The organism is Jeotgalibacillus malaysiensis, assembly GCF_044789845.1.
Classification (GTDB): domain Bacteria; phylum Bacillota; class Bacilli; order Bacillales; family Jeotgalibacillaceae; genus Jeotgalibacillus; species Jeotgalibacillus malaysiensis_A.
In genome coordinates this window covers 2,311,182-2,336,898 of record NZ_CP085252.1, presented here as the reverse complement: position 1 = coordinate 2,336,898, position 25,717 = coordinate 2,311,182, and the positions used below count along the sequence as shown (strand labels likewise).

At 42.4% G+C, this 25,717-nt stretch carries 24 protein-coding genes; 18 read left to right on the top strand and 6 right to left on the bottom strand.

Going from position 1 to position 25,717, the window contains the following annotated elements; translation table 11 throughout:
- The first annotated feature begins 13 nt into the window (after window positions 1-13).
- Window positions 14-637: a forespore capture DNA-binding protein RefZ gene (gene refZ / locus LG330_RS12550; protein ID WP_404404337.1), complete on the top strand. Its 624-nt coding sequence runs from the start codon at window positions 14-16 to the stop codon at window positions 635-637.
- Here refZ and hisJ read toward each other — a convergent pair.
- Window positions 613-1,416, bottom strand: a complete 804-nt coding sequence (gene hisJ / locus LG330_RS12545) for a histidinol-phosphatase HisJ (protein ID WP_404404335.1) — start codon at window positions 1,414-1,416, stop codon at window positions 613-615. The genes refZ and hisJ overlap by 25 nt on opposite strands.
- Before the next feature lie 143 nt (window positions 1,417-1,559).
- Here hisJ and LG330_RS12540 point away from each other — a divergent pair, with 143 nt between their 5' ends.
- Window positions 1,560-3,236, top strand: a complete 1,677-nt coding sequence (locus LG330_RS12540; protein ID WP_404404333.1) for a septation ring formation regulator EzrA — start codon at window positions 1,560-1,562, stop codon at window positions 3,234-3,236.
- Between the two features lie 64 nt (window positions 3,237-3,300).
- Here LG330_RS12540 and brnQ read toward each other — a convergent pair whose 3' ends face one another.
- On the bottom strand, window positions 3,301-4,635 hold the full coding sequence (gene brnQ, locus LG330_RS12535) for a branched-chain amino acid transport system II carrier protein (protein ID WP_404404331.1): 1,335 nt from the start codon (window positions 4,633-4,635) through the stop codon (window positions 3,301-3,303).
- A gap of 226 nt (window positions 4,636-4,861) precedes the next feature.
- On the opposite strand from brnQ, the gene LG330_RS12530 reads away from it, so the two are divergent.
- The 5 genes from LG330_RS12530 to rarD all read left to right on the top strand — a co-directional run bounded on the left by LG330_RS12530 (window position 4,862) and on the right by rarD (window position 10,562).
- Window positions 4,862-5,992, top strand: coding sequence for a cysteine desulfurase family protein (locus LG330_RS12530; RefSeq protein WP_404404329.1), 1,131 nt, complete (start codon window positions 4,862-4,864; stop codon window positions 5,990-5,992).
- 5 nt (window positions 5,993-5,997) lie between these two features.
- Window positions 5,998-7,209, top strand: coding sequence for a tRNA uracil 4-sulfurtransferase ThiI (gene thiI / locus LG330_RS12525; RefSeq protein WP_404404327.1), 1,212 nt, complete (start codon window positions 5,998-6,000; stop codon window positions 7,207-7,209).
- A gap of 102 nt (window positions 7,210-7,311) precedes the next feature.
- The gene (locus tag LG330_RS12520) at window positions 7,312-7,512 is read left to right on the top strand and encodes an alpha/beta-type small acid-soluble spore protein (protein ID WP_041120899.1); all 201 of its coding nucleotides are present in this window, start codon (window positions 7,312-7,314) and stop codon (window positions 7,510-7,512) included.
- 504 nt (window positions 7,513-8,016) lie between these two features.
- Window positions 8,017-9,609 (top strand): amidohydrolase, encoded by a 1,593-nt coding sequence (locus LG330_RS12515; protein ID WP_404404325.1) that lies wholly within the window; start codon window positions 8,017-8,019, stop codon window positions 9,607-9,609.
- Window positions 9,610-9,659: 50 nt separating this feature from the next.
- Window positions 9,660-10,562, top strand: a complete 903-nt coding sequence (rarD, locus tag LG330_RS12510) for an EamA family transporter RarD (protein WP_404404323.1) — start codon at window positions 9,660-9,662, stop codon at window positions 10,560-10,562.
- Window positions 10,563-10,591: 29 nt separating this feature from the next.
- Here the strand turns inward: rarD and LG330_RS12505 are convergent, their stop codons facing one another.
- Window positions 10,592-11,392 carry an NAD kinase gene (locus LG330_RS12505; protein WP_404404320.1) on the bottom strand — a complete coding sequence of 267 codons (801 nt, stop codon included), beginning with the start codon at window positions 11,390-11,392 and terminating at the stop codon, window positions 10,592-10,594.
- 138 nt (window positions 11,393-11,530) lie between these two features.
- On the opposite strand from LG330_RS12505, the gene sppA reads away from it, so the two are divergent.
- The 10 genes from sppA (at window position 11,531) to argH (ending at window position 21,086) form a co-directional block, all read left to right on the top strand.
- Window positions 11,531-12,529 carry a signal peptide peptidase SppA gene (sppA, locus tag LG330_RS12500; RefSeq protein WP_404404318.1) on the top strand — a complete coding sequence of 333 codons (999 nt, stop codon included), beginning with the start codon at window positions 11,531-11,533 and terminating at the stop codon, window positions 12,527-12,529.
- Between the two features lie 14 nt (window positions 12,530-12,543).
- Complete coding sequence (locus LG330_RS12495) at window positions 12,544-13,050, top strand: RDD family protein (RefSeq protein WP_404404316.1); 507 nt, start codon at window positions 12,544-12,546, stop codon at window positions 13,048-13,050.
- Between the two features lie 40 nt (window positions 13,051-13,090).
- Window positions 13,091-13,702, top strand: coding sequence for a hypothetical protein (locus LG330_RS12490; RefSeq protein ID WP_404404314.1), 612 nt, complete (start codon window positions 13,091-13,093; stop codon window positions 13,700-13,702).
- A 7-nt stretch (window positions 13,703-13,709) separates the two neighbouring features.
- A complete protein-coding gene (gene ytfJ / locus LG330_RS12485) occupies window positions 13,710-14,066 on the top strand; it encodes a GerW family sporulation protein (RefSeq protein WP_039813668.1) in 357 nt (118 codons plus the stop codon).
- A 63-nt stretch (window positions 14,067-14,129) separates the two neighbouring features.
- Window positions 14,130-14,630 (top strand): thiol peroxidase, encoded by a 501-nt coding sequence (gene tpx / locus LG330_RS12480; RefSeq protein WP_404404312.1) that lies wholly within the window; start codon window positions 14,130-14,132, stop codon window positions 14,628-14,630.
- A gap of 81 nt (window positions 14,631-14,711) precedes the next feature.
- Window positions 14,712-15,695 carry a class I SAM-dependent methyltransferase gene (locus LG330_RS12475; RefSeq protein ID WP_404404310.1) on the top strand — a complete coding sequence of 328 codons (984 nt, stop codon included), beginning with the start codon at window positions 14,712-14,714 and terminating at the stop codon, window positions 15,693-15,695.
- Window positions 15,696-16,078: 383 nt separating this feature from the next.
- Window positions 16,079-17,263, top strand: a complete 1,185-nt coding sequence (locus LG330_RS12470) for an acetate kinase (protein ID WP_404404308.1) — start codon at window positions 16,079-16,081, stop codon at window positions 17,261-17,263.
- A gap of 121 nt (window positions 17,264-17,384) precedes the next feature.
- Window positions 17,385-18,218 (top strand): EcsC family protein, encoded by an 834-nt coding sequence (locus LG330_RS12465; protein WP_404404306.1) that lies wholly within the window; start codon window positions 17,385-17,387, stop codon window positions 18,216-18,218.
- A gap of 265 nt (window positions 18,219-18,483) precedes the next feature.
- Complete coding sequence (locus LG330_RS12460) at window positions 18,484-19,701, top strand: argininosuccinate synthase (protein WP_404404304.1); 1,218 nt, start codon at window positions 18,484-18,486, stop codon at window positions 19,699-19,701.
- Window positions 19,698-21,086, top strand: coding sequence for an argininosuccinate lyase (gene argH / locus LG330_RS12455; protein ID WP_404404301.1), 1,389 nt, complete (start codon window positions 19,698-19,700; stop codon window positions 21,084-21,086). Before LG330_RS12460 ends, argH begins: the two co-directional genes overlap by 4 nt.
- 42 nt (window positions 21,087-21,128) lie before the next feature.
- Here argH and LG330_RS12450 read toward each other — a convergent pair whose 3' ends face one another.
- Window positions 21,129-21,605 (bottom strand): universal stress protein, encoded by a 477-nt coding sequence (locus LG330_RS12450; RefSeq protein ID WP_134381551.1) that lies wholly within the window; start codon window positions 21,603-21,605, stop codon window positions 21,129-21,131.
- A gap of 52 nt (window positions 21,606-21,657) precedes the next feature.
- The gene (locus LG330_RS12445) at window positions 21,658-22,989 is read right to left on the bottom strand and encodes a purine-cytosine permease family protein (RefSeq protein WP_404404299.1); all 1,332 of its coding nucleotides are present in this window, start codon (window positions 22,987-22,989) and stop codon (window positions 21,658-21,660) included.
- Window positions 22,990-23,177: 188 nt separating this feature from the next.
- Between LG330_RS12445 and ald the strand changes: the two genes are divergently transcribed.
- Window positions 23,178-24,296, top strand: a complete 1,119-nt coding sequence (gene ald / locus LG330_RS12440; RefSeq protein ID WP_404404297.1) for an alanine dehydrogenase — start codon at window positions 23,178-23,180, stop codon at window positions 24,294-24,296.
- 269 nt (window positions 24,297-24,565) lie between these two features.
- Here the strand turns inward: ald and LG330_RS12435 are convergent, their stop codons facing one another.
- Entirely contained in the window at window positions 24,566-25,648 is a 1,083-nt protein-coding gene (locus LG330_RS12435) for a M24 family metallopeptidase (RefSeq protein ID WP_404409592.1), read from the bottom strand.
- Between the last annotated feature and the right edge of the window lie 69 nt (window positions 25,649-25,717).

Here is a 25,717-nt window from a genome sequence, read left to right as displayed (position 1 = left end):
AGGGTGAAGACAAATGAATGGGCAGCGCGAAACAAAATCCGAAGTCATGACAACAGCAGTGGATCTGTTTTATACAAAAGGGTTTCACGGTACGAGTATCAGAGATATTTCAGCATCAGCAGGTGTAAACGTTGGAACAGTATCATATTATTTTGCGGGGAAAAAAGGGTTGCTGGAAGAATGTCTGATTGCATTTTTCGAACCATACCTGAATGTGCTTGAAAAGTCACTGAATGAGGGGAAGCACCATAAAAGTGCTGTAATGAGCGCTGCCTGTGACGTGATCAGGTTCCAACAGCAGCATCACCGATTTGCCAGATTTGCCTGGCGGGAGATTACACTTGATCACCAGCTGATCAGAGAGATGACTGCATGTTACTTACGAAAAGAGCAGTATTTATGGAAGATGCTGATGGCTGAGGATATTGAAAAAGGACACAGCTTTAAGCTGTCCCCTTCGTTTTTTCTGATTCAGCTGAATTCCATGATCACAACACCTTTTTTACAAAGCCAGACTGTAAGGGAGCTGTGGCATATGAATACTGCAGACCCTTATTTTACAAGGCAATATATCGAAACGGTTGAAATATGGTTTAACAGTGTAACTTCAAGTTACGGATTAAGTGCAATCAGCTGATCGGATCCCTGCATCAGGCCGGATGCGGTATGTGCATCAGAGCCATAGACAAGTTTAATACCCATCTGGTGAGCAGCTGATGCGATCGCAGGAGACGGATAAGTTTCCTGACAATACGGTTTTCCGGTTCCGGCTCCGTTATAATCAAGCTCAAGGTTCCGGGATTTTATCACATTTAACAGCTGTTGGATTTCAGCTTCATGTGAGTCCAGTGCAGGGAAGAGCCGCTGAAACTTTCTGGCGAGTGTGATATGTCCCATTCTTTTCGGTTTATATTCACCCAGGTCAGCAAGTGCGGATTGGATCACGGTCTCATAATAAAGTGAATGCACAGCATCAGCAGACCCTGTCAAAGAAATTAGCTCCTTAAAAGCATCCGGGCTGAAGTCAAGACAGACATACCGGTCTGCAGCTTTCAGGAAATGCACTGAAAGAATCGAATCATCCAGTGCGGGACCATACTGATTCAGAAAATTACGGGTCTCCTCTTCAAAGCCTTCAATATAATCAACTTCAAGTCCTGTGTGAATGCGCAGGTCTTTTTTATATACTTTTTTAATCGCCTCAATATCTTTTAAGTAATGTTCGAGATCCTCCTGTCGCATGCCACTGTCCTTATCAGGAACTGTGTCATAAAAGCCTTCCGGCAGCGGGGCATGCTCAGTAAAAGTAATATCCTTAAGCCCGGCTTCAATCGCTTTCTCAGCATATAACGATAAAGCATCCTGAGAGCCGTGAGGGCAATATGGCGTATGAATATGTCCATCTCTGGTAATCATCATGTCCAGTCCTTTCGCATACGAAAAAAGTCGTGTCAAAAAATCAAGAAAAAACAAGAAATCTCATTTGTTACATGGTATCATAAAGTCAATACATTTTTCATATTGACATAGACATGGGCTGCTTGAACAGGAGGCATAAGATGGAGTACATAATTGGATCCGTCATTTTAATCATTATATTGATCATCACTGCTTTCGTATTAAGGAAGAAGCAGTATAAAGAAGTAGATAAACTTGAGGAACAGAAGCTCGACATTCAGCACAGACCTGTTCTTGAAGAAATGACAAAAGTAAAACAACTGAACATGAATGGTCAGACAGAGGAGCTCTTTGAAAAATGGAGAGACTCATGGAACAATATTGTTGATAAACAATTAGCTGAAGTAGACAGTATGCTGTTTGATGCTGAGGAATATATTGATAAGTTCCGTTTCAAAAAATCACGAAAAGTACGTGAAGACATTGCGATTGAGCTGGATAAAGCTGAAGAACATATGAATGAAATTCTTTCTGAACTGGAAGAATTAATGGGCAGTGACGAGAAGAACCGCGAAGAAATCCAGCTGGTAGAAGCCGATTACAAAGATGCAGCTTCACTGATCCGTAACAGACGTACCCAATTCGGCAAGGCTGCTGAGCCAATTGAACGTAAAATTATGGCTTTAGAGCCGAAGCTTGATGAATATCATAATCTGACAGCTGAGGGAAATTATCTTCAGGCAAGAGAAATTGTGATTTATTTGACTGCAGAGATTAATGAGATCATCATGATGATCGAGAGTGCGCCAGAACTTGCAGATGACCTGCTTGATGAACTGCCGAAAGAATTGAATGAGTTAAAGGATGCCTGTAAAGAAATGGACGAACAGCAGTATCCGATCCATCATTTAAACCTTGAAGAAGGGTGTCTTGTAATCGAGAACAACCTGAAAGAAGCTGAAAGGCATCTGATCAGACTGGAATTTACTGAAGCTGAAGAACTGAGAGTGAACACGAGAAAAGAAATTGATGAAGCGTTTATTGCATTGGAAGATGAAGTGAATGCAAGAACTCACCTTCCGGCTAAAATTGCAAACGTTAGAAAGCTTCTAGAGACGTTAAAAATCAGAAATAATGAATTGATCCGTGAAATGGATTATGTGCGGCAGGGATATCAACTCGATCAAGAAGACCTGGATCTGCCAAAAGAAAAGGAAACTCAGCTTGAAGAACTGGCTGATACATTTGATCATCAGAACAAGCAGTTGGAAAAACAGCTTGAACCTTATTCGTCTGTATTAAAAGAAACAGAGAAAATTGAAACTGAACTGATGCAGATCGATGAGGAACATAAAAAGTATGCTGGTGAACTTGAACAGCTTAGAAGTGACGAATTAGCTGCGAGAAACCAGCAGGAGTATCAGATCAAAGCGGTAAGAGATCAGGAAAAAATCGTAGACAGTGCAAACCTTCCTAAAATACCTGAGTTCTGGTTCTTAGAACGAAAGGATATTATCAGGCAGATTGAAGCGCTTGATTCTTATCTTGCAGAACGTCCGATGAATATGAAGGCGATTAATCAGCACACGATGACGACTGAAAAAATGATTGAAACCTTTACTGAAAATACAGAGGAAATGATTCAGGCTGCCGAGCAGGCTGAAAAAGTGATTCAGTACGGTAACCGCTACAGAAGCCGCCATGAAACAGTGTTTATCGGATTAAACGAGGCAGAGCTGATGTTCAGAAACGGTGATTACCAGAATGCACTCGAGCAGGCAGCTGAGTCAATCGAAAAAATTGAGCCCGGTGCACTCAAAAAAATTGATGCATTATAATCTTCATATAAAAAGAAGCGGCACTTTCTCAGGATGAGAAGTACTGCTTCTTTTTTTGCTTCATTTAATTTGTAGGTTTGACCGGAGCTGTAGATCCTGATCCTGAAGGAATGAATAAACCGATCAATCCACCAGCAATAGCCGGTAAGATCCACCCAAGACTCTGATCCATCAGCGGCAGGAATGAAAATGCTGACGCAAGTGCTGTAAAGCCGGCAGCTGCAAGTCCATCGCTCACACCTAATATAAATGTAGGGATAATTGCACCAACGTAAACGGCCTGTTTACCTTTAATCGTTTTATCAAGGAATGACAGTATAATCAGAACAATTGTCATTGGATAGATCATCACAAGAACAGGAACCGAAACAGCGATCAATTGCGCCAGTCCGATATTTGCAATCATCATACTGAAAACAGAGAAGATGATGACAAATTTCTTGTAAGAAATATTTGGAAACGTTCTTGAAAAGTAAGATGAAGTCGCAGAAACCAGTCCGATAGAAGTCGTCAGACAGGCTGCACCAATCGCAATTCCCAGAATGATCGCACCTGATGAACCATACAGATAGTTCGCAGCTGCAGAAAGCAGTGCGCCACCATTATCCTGAACGCCAACTGCATTTAAACTTGTAGCGCCAAGGTAGCTTAGTGAAATATATACGGCTGCAAGGCCTGATGCTGCGATTAACCCTGCGAAAACAGCAGCTCTTACCACCTGCTTACGGTCTGTCACACCTTTATTTTGAATCGCAGAGATAATAACAATCGCAAACACAAGTGCTGCAATCGCATCAAGTGTCAGATAACCTTCTAAAAATCCTGTAATAAATGGAGAATCTGCATAGCCGGCTACAGCCTGACCAGGTTCGCCCATCGGATTAATAAAGGCACCGCCTACCAAAACTGCTAAAATAACAACTAATACTGGTGTTAATATTTTGCCGATCCGGTCAACGAGCTTTGCCGGATTCAACGATAACCATGCAGTTGCTGCAAAAAACAATATAGAAAATAAAAGTAACGTCCAGCCGCCTGCAGTATCCTGAGTCAGAAATGGTAAAACACCGATTTCATAGGAAACAGTTGCTGTTCTCGGGATACCAAAGAACGGTCCGATTGCCAGGTACAGGATGATTGTAAAGATTATTCCGAAAATTGGGTGTACACGACTTGCCAGGTCCATCGGGCTTCCGCCAGACTTCGCTATAGAAATGACACCTAATAAAGGAAGACCTACCCCGGTCAGAAGGAATCCTGCGATCGCAACCCAGCTGCTATCACCCGACTGCTGTCCGAGCAGAGGCGGAAAGATCATATTCCCGGCACCTAGGAAAAGTGCAAAGAGCATAAGCCCAACCGTGAAAACGCTACCATATGTTATTTTATTGCTATTCATAATACCCTCCACCGATGATCTAAGTTTTACCGCAACATCATATCATAGAAAAGTTGAAATTTGTCGAAAATAGCAAAAGTCTAAATAAAGAGAAAATTGTGTCTGCTCAACTGATAAATTTCCTTAAATAACATTCCTGAGGCAGATATGTTAGGATGAATAAGGTTTAATGAAATAAATGTAGCGTTTGTATAAGAGATTCACTATAAAAGAAAGAGTGATCACCATGATTTATCTGGATAACAGTGCAACGACAAAACCACATCCTGAAGTCATTTCTTCATATATAAAGGTAAATGAACAGTTTTATGGAAACCCTTCCTCCATTCATGCATTTGGAGAGAAAGCATCATCACTTTTTCAAAAGGCACAGCAGCAGTGTAGCGAACTTTCAGGTCTGCCTGACAGCAAAGTGATTTTTACCTCCGGCGGGACAGAGTCAAACAATCTGGCGATTAAAGGATCCGCTTATTTTCTACAGGGTAAAGGAAAGCATTTAATCACAACGGCAATTGAGCACCCATCAGTTCTAGAAGTGTTTAAAAAGCTTGAAAATGAAGGGTTTGAAGTCACCTATTTGCCTGTCGATCCAGCTGGTGTGATTTCTCTGGATGACCTGAAAGCAGCACTCAGAAAAGATACAATTCTGGTATCAATCATGTATGTGAATAATGAAATCGGCAGTATACAGCCCATTCATGAAGCCGGAAAAATCATCAAGGCGAATTCAAATGCCCGTTTTCATTCAGATGCTGTTCAGGCTTATGGAAAGCTGAAAGCTGATTATGAAACGCTGGATATGATCACATTATCAGCCCATAAGTTTAACGGACTGAAAGGGTCAGGCCTGCTGGCAATGAAAAAAGACATGAAGCTTATCCCTGAAATGGCCGGGGGCGGTCAGCAGGAAGGTTTAAGAAGCGGCACAGTCAACACTGCAGGAGCAGTATCACTCGCAAAATCCATGCGACTTGCTTCAGAGCACCAGCCTGAAGCTGATCAGACACTTCAAGCCTGTCAGCAGATGCTGAGGTCATTTTTTGAGAAGAGGGAAGAAGTAAAAGTCCTTTCCCCGGAAAATGCCGCACCACACATCTTTTCTTTAACTGTCCCAAAGCTGACAGGAGAAGTCATTGTGCACGCACTGGCTCAGAGAGAGATCTTTATTACCACTTCAAGCGCGTGCTCATCAAAAATGAATAAAAGAAGCCATGTACTGACTGCCTGCGCCTTCAGCGACCGCGATATCAGGGGTGCAGTAAGAATCAGTCTCGGAGCAGATCAGCAGACAGAAGATATACAAGAATTTATCAGGATCTGGCAGGAAGTCATTCCGCCATTACTGAAAGGAGTATAAGCAATATGCAAATAGATAGAATTTTAATTCGCTACGGCGAGATTTCAACTAAAGGAAGAAACCGGAATAAATTCATCAAGCGTCTTAAGCAAAATATTACGGATGCATGTGCAGATCTCAGTGCTTTTCATATTGAATCAGGCAGGGACAGGATGCACCTCGAGTTAAAAAATCCTGAAGATGCTGATCAGCTGATGGACAGACTTAAATTAATATTTGGGATTCAGTCATTCAGTCCGGTTGTAAAATCTGATAGGGATCTTGAAGAAGTAAAATGTCATGCGGCAGAACTCGTCCAATCACTTGCATCAGAAGGTACACTTTTCAAGGTGAAAGCGAGAAGAGCTGACAAAAATTATCCGCTCGATACGAATGAATTAAATTACGAAATAGGATCGCACGTATTAAGAAACGTACCCGGTTTGAAAGTGGAAATGAGAAAGCCTGAAGTTGAACTGACAGTTGAAGTGAGAAGTGAAGCTGTCTATCTGTCAGCGCAGACGATCCAGGGAGCAGGCGGAATGCCAATTGGAACTGGCAATAAAGCAGTACTGATGCTCTCAGGTGGTCTCGACAGCCCGGTTGCCGGCTATCAGATGATGAAAAGAGGTGTTGAACTCGAAGCTGTTCATTTTTTCAGCCCTCCATTTACGAGTGAAAAATCAAAAGAAAAGGTAAAGCAGCTTGCTTCTGAACTTGCAGGTTTCTCCGGATCTGTAAAGCTTCACATCGTACCTTTTACGAACATTCAGCAAACGATTCATCAACAGGTTCCTGAAAATTATACGATGACATCAACAAGAAGAATGATGCTGCGTATCTCTGATGAAATTAAAAAGAAAACCGGTGCAAAAGCTATTGTCACAGGTGAAAGCCTTGGTCAGGTTGCCAGTCAGACATTAGAGAGTATGGAAGCAATCAACGCGGTAACGAATACGCCGGTACTGCGACCACTCATAGCATCAGATAAAACAGATATTATTGAGATTGCAAAAGAGATTGGCACGTATGAAACATCGATCCTGCCATATGAAGATTGCTGCACCATCTTTACACCGGCAGCACCAAAAACCAGGCCAAAAACAGAAAAAGTGGCTTTTTATGAAAGCTTTATCGATTTTGAAGACATGATCCTTCAGTCTGTTGAAGAGACTGAAACCATCATTTTAAAGCCTGGATACCGCACAGAAGAAGCTTTAGAAACTGATTTATTTTAAGCGTGAGCTTCACGTTTTAATCGTTCTCGTTTGTTAGGAACATTTACCATTAATAAGCCACGTGTTATTGCACATTCTATATTCACAAGGAGGTGATAGCACATGGCAAACAGAAGCTCAAACCAGCTTGTTGTTCCAGGTGTAGAACAAGCTCTTGATCAGATGAAATACGAAATTGCTACTGAATTCGGCGTACAGCTTGGAGCTGACTCTACATCACGCGCAAACGGTTCAGTAGGTGGAGAAATCACTAAGCGTCTAGTTCAGATGGCTGAACAACAGCTTAGCGGATATCAGAAATAATAATGAAAGAACAGCAGGTGCTTAAATGAGGCGCCTGCTGTTTTTGCGTGTTAAGCAACCGGTATGGAAGCTGCAAATGCGCTGGCAGCAGAATTGAATCCCATTTGCTGTTGATTGTATGAGGTATTCAGTTGATTGGATCGGCTACAGAAATAATTGGATCAGCTTCAGGATTAATTGAACGTGAAGGATTTTATTGAATCATCTTTGTTATTAATTACATCATCTATCTACTTATTTACATCACCACTCAAATTATTTGAACGCTCCGGTATAACAAAATAAGCCTGCTTTCACATTTCTCGATCCAGTTCCAGGCGCTAGCTTTTCGGGTCATAAGTCAAGCATCGATAAACGGGAAAGTCCACCCGTTTTCCGCTCCTCGCCTTATGCCCTTCGAAGCTGAGCAAGCGCCTTCCACTTTTCTAGTTCAATCCACTTCATCTTTCGAAATATTTTTTGTACACTGAGTATAAATGTGTCGAAAGAAAAGAGGGTTTTGATATGCTGCAGCTATTTAAGAATGGAACAATCTATACAATGGAAGAGGAAGGGTCTACAGTAGAAGCTGTTCTGACGAGTAACGGAAAGATTAAAGCAGTTGGATCTGAGGATGAATTATTAGCATCTGCAGGCAATGAAGAGGTTACAACTGTGGATCTTGAAGGCAAAACCATGTTTCCGGGGTTTGTAGATAGCCACTTACATATTGTCGGGGTAGGGGAGACGCTGCTCAGACTGGATTTATCAGAGATGAAATCAAAGCAGGAAGTGATTGATGCGGTCGCAAAAAAGGCAGCTGAACTGCCAAAGGGTGAGTGGATTCAGGGTGACGGCTGGAATGAGAATCAGTGGGAGGATGCATCTGTTCCGACTGCTGAAGAGCTTGACGCAGTTGCACCTGATCATCCGGTGATTTTGAAAAGAATTTGCAGACATGCTCTAGTGGTTAACTCATTTGCACTGTTTTTAGCTCGAATTGATGAACAGACACCGGATCCTGAAGGCGGGGTCATTGAAAAGTTTAACGGGAAACTCACAGGACAGCTCAAAGATACCGCTCAGGACTTAATGATCCCTGCACTTCCGCCAATAGAGGATGAATATATCCAAAAATCTTTAAAAACTGCGCTTGAGCACGCATGGTCTCTTGGATTAACCGGGGGACATACTGAAGACTTAAGTTATTATGGTGATTTTACAAGAACCTATCGTGCTTTTCAGAAAGTGATCGAAGAAGACGGCCGGCCTTTCAGAGCCCACCTGCTAGTACACCATCATGTGATTGAAGACTGGCACAGACAGGGGCACTCTTTCAGATCCGGGTCCCGTTATGTTGAGTTTGGTGCGATGAAGATCTTTGCTGACGGTGCACTTGGCGGGCGGACAGCATTACTTAAAAATGATTATGCTGATATGCCGGGCGAAAAAGGGGTAGCGATTCATTCACCTGAAAAATTAAAACAGCTTGTATGGAAGGCCAGACAATACGATATGCCTGTTGCTGTGCATACAATCGGGGATCAGGCATTTGAATATATGCTTGATGCGATCGAAGCTTATCCTTCAAACGGGGAGCGGGACAGATTAATTCACGCTCAGATACTGGATGAAGAGCTGATTAAGCGGGCTGAAAAACTGCCGATCGTACTTGATATTCAGCCGAGATTCGTGCCATCTGATTTTCCATGGGTGCAGGACCGGATCGGTAAAGATCGTATGCAGTGGAATTATGCCTGGAAAACGCTGATGGATAGAGGTATTGCGTGCGCTGGAGGATCTGATGCACCAATCGAACCTGTTGATCCGCTGCTTGGCATTCATGCTGCTGTGACAAGAACAAAGCCGGATGACCCAAACAAAACAGTGTATGGTGAAAGTGAAAAACTGAGTATGTATGAAGGGATTTCACTATTTACTAAATGCAGTGCTTATGCGTGTCATCATGAACATGATCGCGGAGTTATCAAGCCGGGCTTTGCAGCTGACTTTACTGTACTTGAAGCAAATCCATTCAAACAAGAGCCGGATGAACTGCTCACGATGAAAGTCGAAAGGACGATTGTTGATGGGAAGACGGTTTATACAAGGGTTTAAAATCATTACTATTTTTATTGCAGGATTTATGTTAAGAACGGGGCGGTTAAATGGAGAACGAAGAAAGATTGGGTATGATTTATACTGCCCTTGCCTATACACTATGGGGACTGCTCCCGGTATATTGGAAGTTTGTTCAGCATGTGCCGGCAGATGAGATTTTAGCGAACCGGGTTTTCTGGTCATTCTGGTTTATGCTCGTTTTACTCATTGCCATGCGCCAGTTCGGTCAGTTTAAGAAAGAGGCACTCTCCCTTTTCAGGCGTCCAAAGCTTTTAGGTGCGCTGGTTGCAGCATCTGTACTGATTAGTATTAACTGGTTTGTCTACATATGGGCAGTGAATTCTGAGCAGATGGTTGAAGCGAGTCTTGGATACTACATTAATCCGCTCGTTTCAGTCCTGCTGGGTGTATTTGTATTAAAAGAAGTTTTATCTAAAGCGCAGGTATTATCATTTATATTAGCGCTGATCGGGGTATTAATTTTAACCATTTCATACGGGAGCTTTCCCTGGATCGCTTTTGCTCTTGCTTTTTCATTCGGATTTTATGGACTTGTGAAGAAAATGCTGCGTGTGAATGCAGCAATAGGGCTTACGCTTGAAACGATGACCATTATGCCGATTGCACTGATTTATCTTGCTTATTTGCAGGGCACGGGAAATCTTGCACTATTTGATGTATCACTAGAGACAGATTTCTTTTTGATTGGGGCAGGGGCAGCTACAGCTATACCACTTCTTTTATTTGCAAATGGAGCGCAGCGCATTCCGCTCTTTATGATCGGTTTTTTACAATATATTGCGCCGACACTTACACTGATTCTCGGTGTGTTTTTATACGGAGAACCGTTCAGTGCAATTGACCTGATTTCATTTATCTTTATATGGCTAAGCCTCACAGTTTTTACATACTCAAGAATGAGAATGGCGAGAAGGGTCAGGCTAAAATAAAAAGCTGCGGATCACCCGCAGCTTCTCTTTTAAAGAAATGTTCTTTTCACTTTTTCCCAGAAGGAATTGTCTTTCAATTTAACGGTTTTAACGATGTTTTCGCTCAGTGCAAGGTCTACGTGCTGCACATGACTGATACCAAGCGCTTCGTTATCGAGCCCCATCACCGGATAGTCATTGCCATCCTGCGTCACAGTCAGACGAAGCTTCCGCTGACCGCTCAGGATAAATGAGGAACCGAGCGTTCGGAAACGGTTACTGTTTACTGAAGCAAGCTCGCTCACCTGCATGCATGGAAGCATCGGATCCACTACAGCGCCCCCAACAGATTTGTTGTAGGCAGAGCTGCCTGTTGGTGTTGAAATAATCATTCCGTCACCGCGGAACGTTTCGAAGTGAAGATCGTCAATATGTACATCCATGACGAATGTTTTGATGATTCCTGACCGGATGCTGAACTCATTCAGACATAGAAAGCTTGTCTCATCATCAACAGTGACTTCAATTGTCGGGTATTTTCTTACCTCAATCTGATCCTGCGTCATTGCATCAATCATTGAAGATACATCATCTACATGGAAGTCACAGTACAGGCTTTTTTTACCTGAATCTGAAACGCCGGCATACAGACAATCCTGTCTGAATCCTGTTTTTCTGACAGCCTGAAGAAATGCACCGTCACCACCAAGGCTGACAATAATATTTGCTTTTTTAAAATCCTGAACGACATTGAACTGATAGCGCTCTGCAAGCTCTTCAAGCATCCGCAAATGTTCTTTCGCCTGTTCAGTTTTACGTGCATAAAAATAAATATTTCTTCTTTCAGTCATATGAATCCCTCCAGGTCTTTCATGAAAATTTTGAAAATACAACATAATAAAAGATTGATTAAAGTGTATCATGAAATGAAACATATCTAAAAGTAGAACGTATAGACAAGAGAGAGAATACGAGGAGGTTTTTGAAAAATGAATACTAAAAGGTGGATTGCAATCGGCATTGCGGGTGTTTTATTTGTCGTATCAGCCGGTATTAACTTTGCAACTGCAGCACTCTCAACTAATTTTGATGAAATGTTTTCTTCTTTTGAAACAACATCAGGTTTGTCTGAAGAAGTGATTGAAACAGGCAGTACAACAGACAGAATTGCTGTCATTGATTTGAATGGGACAATTCAGGACACTGGTGATACAGGCGGTTTGCTAGGTGCAGCCGGGTATAACCATTCTCACTTTATGGACCAGCTGAATCAGGTGAAGGATGATGGCACGATTAAAGGCGTGGTACTCAGTGTGAATACTCCAGGGGGCGGTGTTGTAGAGAGCGCCCAGATCCACGATAAAATTCTTGAGATTCAGGAAGCGGGTAAGACCGTTTATGTCTCAATGGGTGCCCAGGCAACCTCAGGTGGATACTACGTAGCAGCACCTGCTGATAAAATTTATGCAAGCAGAGAAACAATGACTGGCTCACTTGGTGTTATTCTTCAAAGCATTAATTTTGGTGAGCTTGCTGATAATTACGGGGTGGAATTCGTTACGGTCACTTCCGGAGAATTTAAGGATATGCTCAATCCTGCAGAAGAAGTGCGTGAAGAAGATTTAGAAATTGTACGCAGTATACTAAACGACTCTTATGATGGGTTTGTTGACGTCATTGCAAATGGACGTGACCTTCCTGAAGACCGCGTCAGAGATATTGCTGACGGACGTATTTATAATGGTGTTCAGGCACTTGAACTAGATTTAATTGACGAGTTTGGTTACGAGGAAGATGTCATCAGTGCAATCAAAGCGGACCTAGAACTTGAAAATGCATCTGTTATTCATTATGGAATGCCAAATGATTGGAGCTCTTTGTTATCACTGCAGGTTCAAAAAACATTTGGCGGCCTTGAAGGTCAGATTCTGTCAGAAGTAATGAGTCATACAGGCGGACCACGCCCAATGTACTTATACGCTGATTAAAAGGAGGAAGCTGTATGGAGACAAATGAAACAAATACGATTGAAAGACCGGCTTTCCTGCCTCACTTTGGCGGTTTTTGGATCAGGGCCTGTGCATTTTTACTTGATCTGTTAGTCATTGCTGCACTGAATGGACTGTTGATCTATCCAGTATTCAGACTGAGCGGGCTTGAAATGGGAAGTGGAATGTTCAGCGGTGTGAATATTGCAACAGCGATCGTCTTTTTTGCTTACTTTATATTAATGACAAAATTTTTCGGACAGTCGCTTGGAAAAATGATATTTGGATTAAGAGTCATATCAAAAGACGGCGAACGACCGGGATGGATTGCGGTGTTGATCAGAGAGCTTGCCGGCCGGTATATATACACATCAATCACATTTTTCGGTCTGCCTTTTTTGGCGATCCTGTATGTGGTTGCTGCTTTTACTCCGAAAAAGCAGGCAATTCACGATCTGTTCGCTGACACAACAGTCATTCATGAACGGACGGTTGTCAGAGCAGAAACTGTAAAAGTATAAATAAATAGGAAAAGGGCAGTTTATCATTGAGGTGGATGCGATGATTAAACTGCTCTTTTTATTCTGTTTGCCGCTACTGCTATTTTTAAAATGCAAGTGTCTGATTGATATTGAGTGGAAGGGTAAAAACATTCAGTTTATGATTGTCGTGAAAATAGCCGGTATCAGCGTTAAGCGATACATGATACCGATTGAACTGGCGCCTGAGCCTGAATATAAAATAAATAGCAAACCAAAGAAATTAACAAAAAGTGATTTACAAAAAATGAAATTAAAGCTTGTACAAATAAGAGAAAAAGTAGTCAGGTTAAATAGCTGGCTAAAGAAGACATCGAAAGGTTTTACTATTGAATCACTGCATGTAACAGCCGGAGTCGGAACAAACAGACCTGATCTGAGTGCATGGCTCAATGGTGGAATTGGCATGGTTCAGGCATTAATCGTTCAACAGCTCTCCATATATATCAGACTGGCAGCCCCACCCCGGTTAATGATCAGACCAGTGTTCAGCCAGTCACCAATGACTGTTGTATGTCACTGCATAATTTCAGTAACGATTGCACACCTTATAAAAGCAGGTGTCATGCTTCTTATGAGAAGAATGGTTAATCATAAAAGAACGGAGAGTGGCTTAATTGGAACATCCAATTGAAGGTGTAATGACAACAGCAATGGAACAGCTTAAGGAAATGGTAGATGTGAATACAATTATCGGAGATCCGGTGGAAACGGCTGATGGCAGTACGATTATGACAGTGTCCCGCGTCCGTTTTGGTTATGCAGCAGGAGGCAGCGATTATCAGACTTCCTATGAAGCAGCACCGGAGCTTCCGTTTGGCGGCGGGAGTGGTGGAGGTGTTTCGATCACACCTGTTGCGTTTTTAATCGTTGGGAAGGATGGGATCAGACTCCACCACATGAATGAAGGTGCTCATTTGCTTGAGAAGTTAATGGATATGGCACCTGATGCAGTCAGCAGAATTTCAGATGTCTTTCGCCAGGAAGAATCATATTAGTTGATTGCCGCGTCCGCCTTTCAGTATGATAAATGAGAATACATATACTGAAGGAGGATTTTCATGGCTTCTATTACATTCAAAAATAACCCGGTAACACTACTTGGTGATGAAGTGAAGGTCGGAGATCAGGCACCTGAATTTACAGTGCTTGCGAATGATCTGTCGCCTTTTCACCTAAAAGATTCTGCAGAAAAAGTGAAAATTATCAGCGTAGTCCCATCACTTGATACTGGCGTATGTGACGCACAGACACGTAAATTTAATGAAGAAGTATCAAAGCTTAACAACACAGAGGTTCTGACAATTTCTGTTGACCTTCCATTTGCACAAAAGCGCTGGTGTGGAGACAGTGGTCTTGAACACGTGATTACATTATCTGACCACCGCGACCTGTCATTTGGAAAGGCATACGGTGTCGCAATCGAAGAAATGCGTCTGCTGGCACGTGCGGTGTTTGTGATTGATACAAATGATAAAGTAACTTACGTTGAATATGTAAAAGAAGCAACCGATCATCCTGACTATGACGCAGCGATTGAAGCTGCGAAAAAAGCAGAGTAAGAAGTGAGAAAGCCGTCATGGCTTTCTTTTTTTTATATACATGTTAAAATGAAGCGTCAAAAGTTAAACAGGAGGCACGAAATGATGAGCATATCACCTGTAGAATCCATTTTTACATTACTGAATGAAACAGCTGAAGAGATCCAGCGTGTCCATTCAATTTCATATTTAGAAGCACTGGCAGAATCTGGGGAACACTGGTTTACAGAAACAGTGGAAGAAACGGACCCTGAACTTAAAAGAAAGCTTGAAGACCGTTATGCATCACTTCAGCTTGAATCCTTCTCGCAGGATGACAGAAGAAAAGCATTTCAGCTGGCAGTTCTGAAAGGGATGAAAGAGCACACACAGCCTAATCACCAAATGACACCTGATTCGATCGCGATGGTCATTGGATACCTGCTTGAGAAGTTCACACAGGGTCAGGAAAAAATTACATTGCTTGATCCGGCACTTGGAACAGGAAACCTGGTTCTCTCGATTATGAATCAGCTGAATGGGAAAGTGGAAGTGGCGCACGGCGTTGAAATTGATGAAGTACTGATCAGGCTTGCATACACAGGAGCAAACCTTTCAGAACAGCCAATCCATCTATATACGCAGGATTCACTTGAACCTTTATTCATCGATCCGGCAGATGCTGTCGTAAGTGATCTGCCTGTCGGATACTATCCGAATGACACAAGGGCTGCTGACTATAAGCTCCAGGCAAAAGAAGGTCATTCATATGCCCATCACTTATTCATTGAGCAGTCACTTAAGCATGTAAAGAAGAGCGGCTACCTGTTTTTCCTTGTGCCAAACGGATTATTTGAATCGCCGCTATCAGGGCAGCTTCACGAATTTCTAAAAGAGGAAGCGCATATTCAGGGCCTCATCAAACTGCCGCAGTCACTATTTAAAAACGAACAATCTGCAAAAAGCATCCTGATCCTTCAAAAACAGGGCGAAAATACAAAACCGCCAAAGCAGGTACTCCTTGCAGAAATGCCGAAGTTATCAAATGGTCCTGCAGTGCAGAACATGATGACAAAAATTCAGCAGTGGATGAAAGAGAACAAGTAAGATCAGATTTGAAATATAGAAAATGAAAAAATGTGTTAAATGAAATTGAGTGCAGCGGAGCGTAAGGCGGCGACTCCAACGCGAGAAGCCGGACAGGTGAGACCCCGCAGGTGCGAAGCGTCCGAGGAGGCTCACCGCCGGCCGCGTGGAAAGCGTCCGCCTGAAGCGAAGTGGAACGATTACCCAGACTGAGACAAATTGTTTCAGTCTTTTTCTAATATTGTATTCTGAAAATAAACACTTTTACATGAAAACGTTGCCACAGCAAGCTTTCCCTTGAAGACATGTAAAGAGAGTGATTAAATGAACATGGATAGTAAATTGTTTAACAGGGTATAAAGGTAATACTTATGTTTTTCATATAAAAGGAGCGAATAAAATTTATGACAAAAGTCATTGCAATTAACGCAGGAAGCTCTTCACTGAAGTTTCAGCTTTTCGAGATGCCGGAAGAGGAAGTCATCACAAAAGGTTTAATCGAACGAATCGGATTAGATAACAGTGTATTCACGATTTCTGTAAACGGAGAAAAGCAGAAGGAAGTAACAGATATTCCGAACCATGATGTTGCAGTTAAGCTGCTTCTTGATAAACTGACATCTGCCGGAATTATCAACTCACTGGATGAGATCAACGGTGTAGGTCACCGTGTTGTTCATGGCGGGGAAGTATTCAGCGATTCAGTCGTCATTACTGATGAAGCAATTGCTAAGTTTGAAGAACTGTCTGAGCTTGCACCACTGCACAATCCAGCTAACATTACAGGGATTAAAGCATTCCAGAACGTATTACCGAATGTACCTGCAGTTGCGGTATTTGATACAGCGTTCCACCAGACAATGCCTGAAAGCTCATTCTTATACAGCCTTCCATATGATTACTACAAAGACTTCGGTATACGTAAGTACGGTTTCCACGGTACATCACACAAGTATGTATCCCAGCGTGCATCAGAAATGCTCGGCCGTCCGCTTGAGCAGCTTCGTCTGATCTCGTGTCACCTCGGTAATGGTGCAAGTATTGCTGCCATTGAAGGCGGCAATTCTATTGATACATCAATGGGCTTCACGCCGCTTGCCGGTGTGACGATGGGTACGAGAAGCGGTAACATTGACCCGGCACTGATTCCATTTATTATGGAAAAAACAAACCTGACAGCAGAAGGCGTTTTGAACGTATTGAATAAGCAGTCAGGTATGCTTGGTGTATCAGGTTTTTCAAGTGACCTGCGAGATATCGAGATCCAGTCAGCAGAAGGTAACGAACGTGCACGTCTTGCGCTTGATGTCTTCTCAAACCGTATTCACAAATATATCGGTTCATATGCAGCACGTATGAACGGTGTTGATGCCATTATTTTCACTGCCGGTATTGGTGAAAACAGTGATGTTATCCGTGCGGAAGTACTGAAAGGCCTTGAGTTCATGGGCGTATACTGGGATCCTACACTGAACAAGACACGCGGTGAGGAAGCATTTATCAACTATCCTCACTCACCAGTTAAAGTAATCGTCATCCCAACAGATGAAGAAGTCATGATTGCCCGCGATGTTACTCGTTTAACTTAATTTTAATTATACAAAAGCACTGCTTACTCCTTTATAAGGAGAGAGCAGTGCTTTTTTAATTACTTATGCAATCCTGAATATAACAATAGTATAATATAGGAAAGAAAGGTGAGGTGGTTAAATGAATTGGTCTGAAAGAGACGAGGAAGTATACAACGAAATCCGCTTATGGAAGCAATCTCTGAGTGAAGTATCAGGTAACGACCTGACAAATGTTTATTCGAAATGGATTGAACGATCTTTCTCTCTTTTCCCGGAAAAATTGAAAAAAGACATCTTTTCCCATATAGATACATCCTTATTTCATATACATAGTACAATGCAGGGATTTCAGCTTCAGCAGGACGAACGTGAAAGCATCCTGAGAACGGCAAAAGCATTTGATGATTCAGTTATACAAATTGAAGATATCCGGAGACTGAGTATAGACCAGCTTAACTATCTGTCTTTGCAGCAAAGCGGCAGACACAGACTTTATTCATTTTTACAGGGTGGTATTGCGGGTTCAGGTGGAGCGGCTGCCTTTATCAGTGACCTGCTTGCATTACTGCTGATAAACATCAGAGCCATTCAATTTACAGCAGCTGCATACGGGCGTGACGTGCATACACCTTATGAAATGACGATTGCCTTAAAGCTGTTCCATGCAGCAACTTTGCCAAGAAAATTTCAGGCAGAAGCATGGGATGAGCTTGAAAATACATTAAGCAGTGTGCAAAGCGACTATTTCTTCAATGGAACTGATAAGCTTACAAACGAACGCTGGCTGGAGGGCCCGGGTCTTCAGCTGTTTAAAACACTCGCAATCAGAATGTTTAACAACAAACGTGCAGGAGGATACCCGGTCATTTCCATGGCGATCGGAGCAGCTGCCAATTACCAGCTCACGAGAAATGTAACTGAATATGCAGAGCGATTTTACCAGTATCGCTATCTGATTGATAAGAACAGTTAAAGCTGTTCTTTTTTTGTGGAGTTAATTCATGATTTTCAGCTGAATTTACTATCGTCTGTAAGCGTTCTCTTTCAGGATAGATCAACACTCGAGCCTTCAAAACCGAAAAAATAATGATTGGAAATTAATAAAATCAGAATATTTAATCTTTATTTTTTTCATAAACAGGTGTTGCATCTTTATAAATAGACTGTTATGATACATTCATCATATAAAGAATAAATATACAAAGTTATTTATAAAAATACGAAAGAGGTTGATTAACATGACACAAAACAAAAAAGTAGTTTTAGCATATTCAGGCGGACTTGATACTTCAGTAGCGATTCAGTGGTTAAAAGATCAGGGGTACGCAGTTGTAGCGTGCTGCTTAGACGTTGGCGAAGGAAAAGACCTTGATTTTGTTAAAGAGAAAGCACTGACAGTTGGTGCTGTTGACAGCTACGTCATTGATGCTAAAGAAGAATTCGCACAGGACTTTGCTTTAATTGCACTTCAGGCACATACAATGTATGAAGGTAAATATCCACTTGTTTCAGCATTATCAAGACCGTTGATTGCAAAGAAGCTTGTTGAAGTAGCAGAGAAAGCAGGTGCTTCTGCAGTAGCGCATGGCTGTACAGGTAAAGGAAATGATCAGGTACGTTTTGAAGTGGCGATTAATGGGCTGAATCCTGATCTTGAGGTACTTGCTCCGGTACGTGAGTGGGGCTGGTCAAGAGAAGAAGAAATTGATTATGCAAAACAGCATAATATTCCGATCCCTGTCAATCTCGACAGTCCTTATTCAATTGACCAGAATCTATGGGGCAGAAGTAATGAGTGTGGAATTTTAGAAGATCCATGGGCTGCTCCTCCGGAAGGTGCTTATGATCTGACTGCATCTCTTGAAACGACACCTAATGCACCTGAAACGATTGAAATTACATTTGAAAAAGGGGTTCCTGTTGCATTAAATGGTCAGGGGATGAAGCTGTCTGACATGATTCTGAAGTTAAATGACATTGCAGGAAAGCATGGGGTTGGAAGAATTGACCATGTCGAAAACCGTCTTGTAGGAATCAAGTCAAGAGAAGTGTATGAGTGCCCTGGGGCTATCACACTTATGAAGGCTCATAAAGAGCTTGAAGACCTGACGCTTGTAAAAGAAATGGCCCATTTCAAACCGGTTATTGAAAAGAAGCTGACTGAAGTAATTTATGAAGGTTTATGGTTCTCACCACTGACTGATGCACTGAAAGCATTCTTGGAAGAAACGCAGCAGTATGTAAATGGTGTAGCAAGAGTGAAGCTGTTTAAAGGACATGCAATTGTGGAAGGAAGAACTTCACCAAATTCACTATATAACGAAAAGCTTGCAACTTATACTTCTGATGATGAATTTGACCACGGTGCAGCGGTAGGATTCATTAAACTATGGGGACTTCCAACGAAAGTTCATTCTATGGTACAGAAGGAATCAAAAGGTGTGACGACTTCATGAGTAAACTTTGGGGAGGACGTTTTTCACAATCACCCGAGGAGTGGGTTGACGAGTTCAACGCCTCCATCGGGTTTGATCAGAATCTTGTAATGGAAGATCTGGAAGGATCAGTTGCCCACGTTACGATGCTTGGAGAGTGCGGTATTTTAGAGCCTTCTGAAGTGAAGCAGATCCTCTCAGGTCTTTCTATTCTGAAGGAAAAAGCACAAAATGGTGATCTTCCTTATTCTGTTCAGAATGAAGATATTCATTTAAACCTTGAGCACTTTCTGATTCAGGAAATTGGTCAGGTCGGAGGGAAGCTGCATACCGGAAGAAGCAGAAATGACCAGGTCGCAACAGATATGCATCTGTATCTTAAAAACAGAGTGATTGAGATTGTTGAACTGGTTCGTGCTGTCCAGGAGGCAATTGTGAAGCAGGCTGACCAGCACGTGGAAACCATTGCACCAGGGTATACACACCTTCAGCGCGCACAGCCCGTTTCTTTTGCTCATCACCTGATGGCTTATTTCTGGATGCTTGAAAGAGATGTTCAGCGTTTTCAGGATTCACTCAAAAGAATCGACGTTTCACCACTTGGAGCTGGTGCACTTGCAGGAACAACTTTTCCAATCAACCGAAAACGTTCTGCAGAGCTGCTCGGTTTTTCGGATATTTACGAAAACAGTATGGATGCAGTGAGTGATCGTGACTTTATCGTTGAATTTCTATCTAACGCCTCGATGACAATTATGCACCTTTCAAGATTTTCAGAAGAAATGATCATCTGGTCCAGCCAGGAGTTCCAGTTTATCGAACTGGCAGATGCTTTCTCTACAGGCAGCAGCATTATGCCACAGAAAAAGAATCCTGATATGGCAGAGCTTGTGAGAGGGAAGACGGGAAGAGTGTTTGGACACTTGGTCTCTATGCTGACCGTTCTGAAGGGCCTTCCGCTCGCATACAACAAAGATATGCAGGAAGATAAAGAGGGTATGTTTGATACCGTTCATACGCTGATGGGATCTTTAAAAATCTTTGCAGGTATGATCAATACAATGAAAGTTAAGACAGACCAGCTGGCAAAAGCGGTTAACGAAGATTTCTCTAATGCAACTGAGCTTGCAGATTATCTTGCATCTAAAAGGATGCCATTCCGTGAGGCGCATGAAGTCGTTGGAAAGCTTGTACTGACGTGTATTAATCAGGGGATTTATCTGAAGGACTTACCGCTGAGTGAAATGACAGCCGCTTCATCTCTGATTGAAGAAGATATCTATCATGTCCTTGAACCAGCACAGGCCGTGAAACGCCGTGAATCAGAGGGCGGCACGGGCTTTGAGCAGGTGAAAAATCAGCTGAAAAAAGCTGAAGCCATTATAAAAGATCATGTGAAAGCATAATCAAAAAAGAGAGAACCTTTAGCGGGTTCTCTCTTTTAATTATTAAATATCCAAGTCTTTCGCTTCTTTTTCCGGAGGCTGGTCAGTACGCACAACAAGCACATCGCACTTCGCTGCCCGTACAATATGTTCAGAAATACTTCCAATCAGGAAGCGCTCCATCGCATTGAGACCAGTCGCGCCACAAATGATGAGGTCTGCTTCAACTTTATGTGCAAATTCCTTAGGAACAAGCACTTTTGGAGAACCGTATTCTACAAATACATTAACCTTACCAACACCTTTGCTTTCTGCTTCTTTCTTGTAATCATTCAGCATTTCTTCCGCAAAAGTTTCTGCTCTCTTCGCAACACTTCTGTCGTAAGCTTCAACAACCGCAAAAGATCTGGTGTCGATAACATGAAGCAGGTTCAGCGTTGCATCATTTCTTTTTGCGATATCAATTGACTTTTTAAAAGCCCACTCCGCTTCCTTAGAACCGTCTACCGCAACTAGAATGTGGTCATAGCTTAATGTCATTTTGATCGCCTCCTTTACTTATATATTACACCAAATCATGTCAATATTCCTGCTAATTATGAGAAATTTCTGATCGATTAGTGACTATTTTTTGCAAAACAGCATAAAAGGCACAGGCGACAATAAATACGATTAAACCAGGTGATAATGGATCAGGAATTAAAAAGTATACAGGGACAAATAATAAAACAGTAACCAGCGCAGATAAATTTGCTGAATGATTTCCTGAAGTCAGACGGAATAAGTGATCTTTAGTAATGTTCATCTTCTTAACGATTACATAGTCAGCGATAATGACTGCAGATAAAGGAACAATTGCAGCTCCCAGCAGAGAAATATACGTTTCTGCTCCTTCAACAATTCCTGGGAACAGACTGAGAGCAGTTGCTGCAATTCCAAACACAACTGCACTTTTAACGCGTCCAAGAAACGGCAGCGCATTTAAAAGACTGTATCCGCCGGTATAAGCATTACTGAGATTAATGGAAATCATTGAAATAATCGCGCCGGCAGCAATCAGAACAATCGCAGCGCTGGAATCCGTCAGCATGCTTGCTGAAACAAATGGATTAACAGATTGCAGAGCAGAAGCAAATAAAGCACCGAGTACAGCTGTAACAGCAAACCCTGCAATATTTCCAGTCAGTACACCGATAAAGCCTTCTTTAGGTGACTTTGCATAACGCGTCATATCAGAGGATGCACTGACCCCTGAAACATATTGCATAAAGGCTAGGCTGCCGTAAAAGAAACAGGTGCCGATCGAGAATTCACCCTGAGTTAATACGGTCGTATCTGCAGCAACCAGATCAACAATCAGATAAAGCATTAGCAGCTGACTGAGAAATAGAAACGGGATAAACCATTTAATCGTTTTTTTAACAGCTTCAAAACCGATTAAAGCGAGTATACCCATAATGACTGAAAAAAGAGGGGCAAGCACAAATAAAGGAATTTGAATTCCTGCAAATTCATTCAGCAAAAACTGCACTACAATCGAGCCGCCAATCGTCTGGACAGCAAACCAGTATAGAGAGGTGAGGGACCTTACAGGTGAAGCAAAGTACATGGAAAGCTTGCTGCCAATCATCGTCCGGATCATATATTGTGCAGGCAGCCCGTAACGTGCACCCGGGAGTGACAGAATTGAAACGAGTATAAACGCTAACACTGCACCGATCAGCGTTGAGCCGATAGCAGCCCCGGCTGAGAGCCCACCTGCAGTTACTGCAAGTGCCGGAACGAGTACATTTCCCGTATTAACAGAAAAGGCCATTTGTATAAAGGCATAATCAAACCAGCGTGTTTTCTTTTCAGATTCAGGTACTTCAGAGAGACCGATTGTTTCTATTTGAATTCTTTTTTTATTCATTGCATTAGTCATGAGATAACTCCCATCAATTAAGTACCGTCATTTTACCACATTAGCGTAATAGCGAAAACGGTTTCAAAATGTGAGAATTATTAATCAATTCAGAAGTGGAAAATAAGTAGGGACAAGGGTTGGGCGATTTGTTAAAATGGAACTGCATAAAGGGTGTTTAAAATTTTCTGGATTTAGGAGGAATAAACATGCGTGTCGGGATTCCAAGAGAGATAAAGAACAATGAGAACCGGGTAGCGATTACACCATCTGGTGTTTACCATTTTGTCAATCAGGGTCATGAAGTCCTTGTTGAGGATGGAGCGGGTCTTGGTTCAGGCTTTACTAACGAAGATTATACAGCTGCCGGTGCCCAGATCACACCAACAGCTGCTGAAGCATGGTCTTGTGAAATGGTGATGAAAGTAAAAGAACCTATTGCAAGTGAGTATGGATATTTCAGCGAAGGGTTAATCCTGTTTACGTACCTGCACCTTGCACCGGAACCGGAACTGACGAAAGCATTAATTGATAACAAAGTCGTATCAATTGCATATGAAACAGTGCAGCTTCCTAATGGTTCACTTCCATTATTAACACCAATGAGTGAAGTAGCCGGCAGAATGTCAACACAGATCGGCGCGCAGTTCCTCGAGAAAATTCATGGTGGTATGGGCATTTTGCTTGCAGGTGTACCAGGTGTAGCCAGAGGAAAAGTGACAGTAATCGGCGGAGGAGTAGCCGGAACGAATGCAGCGAAAATGGCTGTCGGCCTTGGAGCGGATGTCACAATCCTTGACCTGAATCCTGAAAGACTGCGTCAGCTCGATGACCTTTTCGGAAAAGATGTAACGACATTAATGTCAAACCCGTTAAATATCGCTGAAAGTGTAGCAGAATCTGATCTTGTCATTGGGGCTGTTCTGATCCCTGGCGCGAAAGCACCTAAACTGGTCAGCGAAGAAATGATCAAAGCAATGAAGCCCGGAGCGGTAGTGGTTGATATTGCGATTGATCAGGGTGGTATTTTCGAAACAACTGATAAAATTACAACGCACGATAACCCAACTTATACAAAGAACGGTGTTGTCCATTATGCTGTAGCGAATATGCCGGGAGCAGTACCACGTACCTCGACAATTGCATTGACAAATGTGACAGTGCCATATGGTATTCAGATTGCAAATAAAGGGTATCGCCAGGCGTGTATTGATAACGAAGCACTGATGAGCGGGATCAATACGCTGGATGGTTTTGTAACGTACAATGCAGTAGCTGAAGCACACGGACTGGAATATGCAAGTGTGAGAGAACTGCTGATTCAATAATAACAACAGCGCCCGGCCAATTTTATGGCCGGGCGCTGTTTAGTTGCCGCGGGGTAAGCGGCAAAAATGTGTTGTTCAATTAACTGCCGTGGTGTTTCAATTAATCCCCGGTATGAACCAAATAACTAAAGGTCTGATTCAAATAACTACACTTCAAAGGCCACTGATTCATATATCTGAGACGATGAATCAATTACATTCAGCGGTGAACCATAAACATTCAACATCGATTCAAATAAATGTTCTCAACCACCGTCCACTGTTCAGAATTAAAATGTCTGAAGGCTTTTTGGAAACTTCGTCAATGTTTCATACCCATCCTCTGTGACAAGTACATCATCCTCAATTCTCACACCGGCAACACCCGGCACATAAATACCAGGTTCGATTGTAAAGGTCATCCCTGCTTTTAGGACAATGTTACTTTCAGAAGTAATTGAAGGGTATTCATGCACATTCAGCCCGAGGCCATGACCAAGTCTGTGCGGAAAGTAATCTCCATATCCGGCATCCTCAATCACTTTTCTTGCTGCCAGGTCAAGCTCACTTGACATAACGCCGGGTTTCACCATTTTAAGTGCCGTCATTTCTGCTCTCAGTACGGCTTCATAAATATCACGCTGAGTATCTGAAATCTCTCCAAAAGCCACTGTCCGTGTAATATCAGAACAATAGCCCTGATAGACAACACCAAGGTCAAAAAGCACAAGGTCACCTTTTCTAATTGTGGAGTCGCCCGGTGTTCCGTGTGGGGAAGAAGCATTCTCACCTGTCAGCACCATTGTTGAAAAAGACATCTCAGTAATTCCTTTTTTCTTCAATTCATATTCTACTTTTGCGAGCACTTCAAGCTCTGTCTTGCCTTCTTCAAGCTCGCTGCATGCGGTTTCGATTGCAAAGTCTGCAAGCTCAGCAGCTTTCTTCAGCCGCTTAATTTCTGATTCAGTTTTAATGACCCGCAGATCATTCATGAAGTGCTCGGCAGCAGTAATGATGCAATCCCCGAAGACCTGCTGGATCAGCTCCAGCCTGTCTACTGTTAAGTGGTTTTTTTCCACTGCAAGATTGCTTACGTGATTCACTTCAGCCTTTAGCAGTTCAAGAGGCTTTTGCGTATCACTATAGCCGATCACTTTTCCATTCCAGCCGGCAGCTTTTGTGTCTTCAACCTCCATTCCCGGACAGATCAAAATAGACTCACCTTCAGCCGGTATCCATACTGCGAGCCACCTTTCATGCGGGTTGCTTCTGAATCCGGTCGTATATGTAACATTTTCAGTAGAAGTCAGCAAAGCACCATCGATTTGTTCATCTTTTAAATACGTTTGGATTTTTTCAATCATGATTGTCATCCTCTCAAATTCAGTCATTTCAAAATTATCACTATATATAGCACATGTAAATGTTTCATGAGCTGCAGG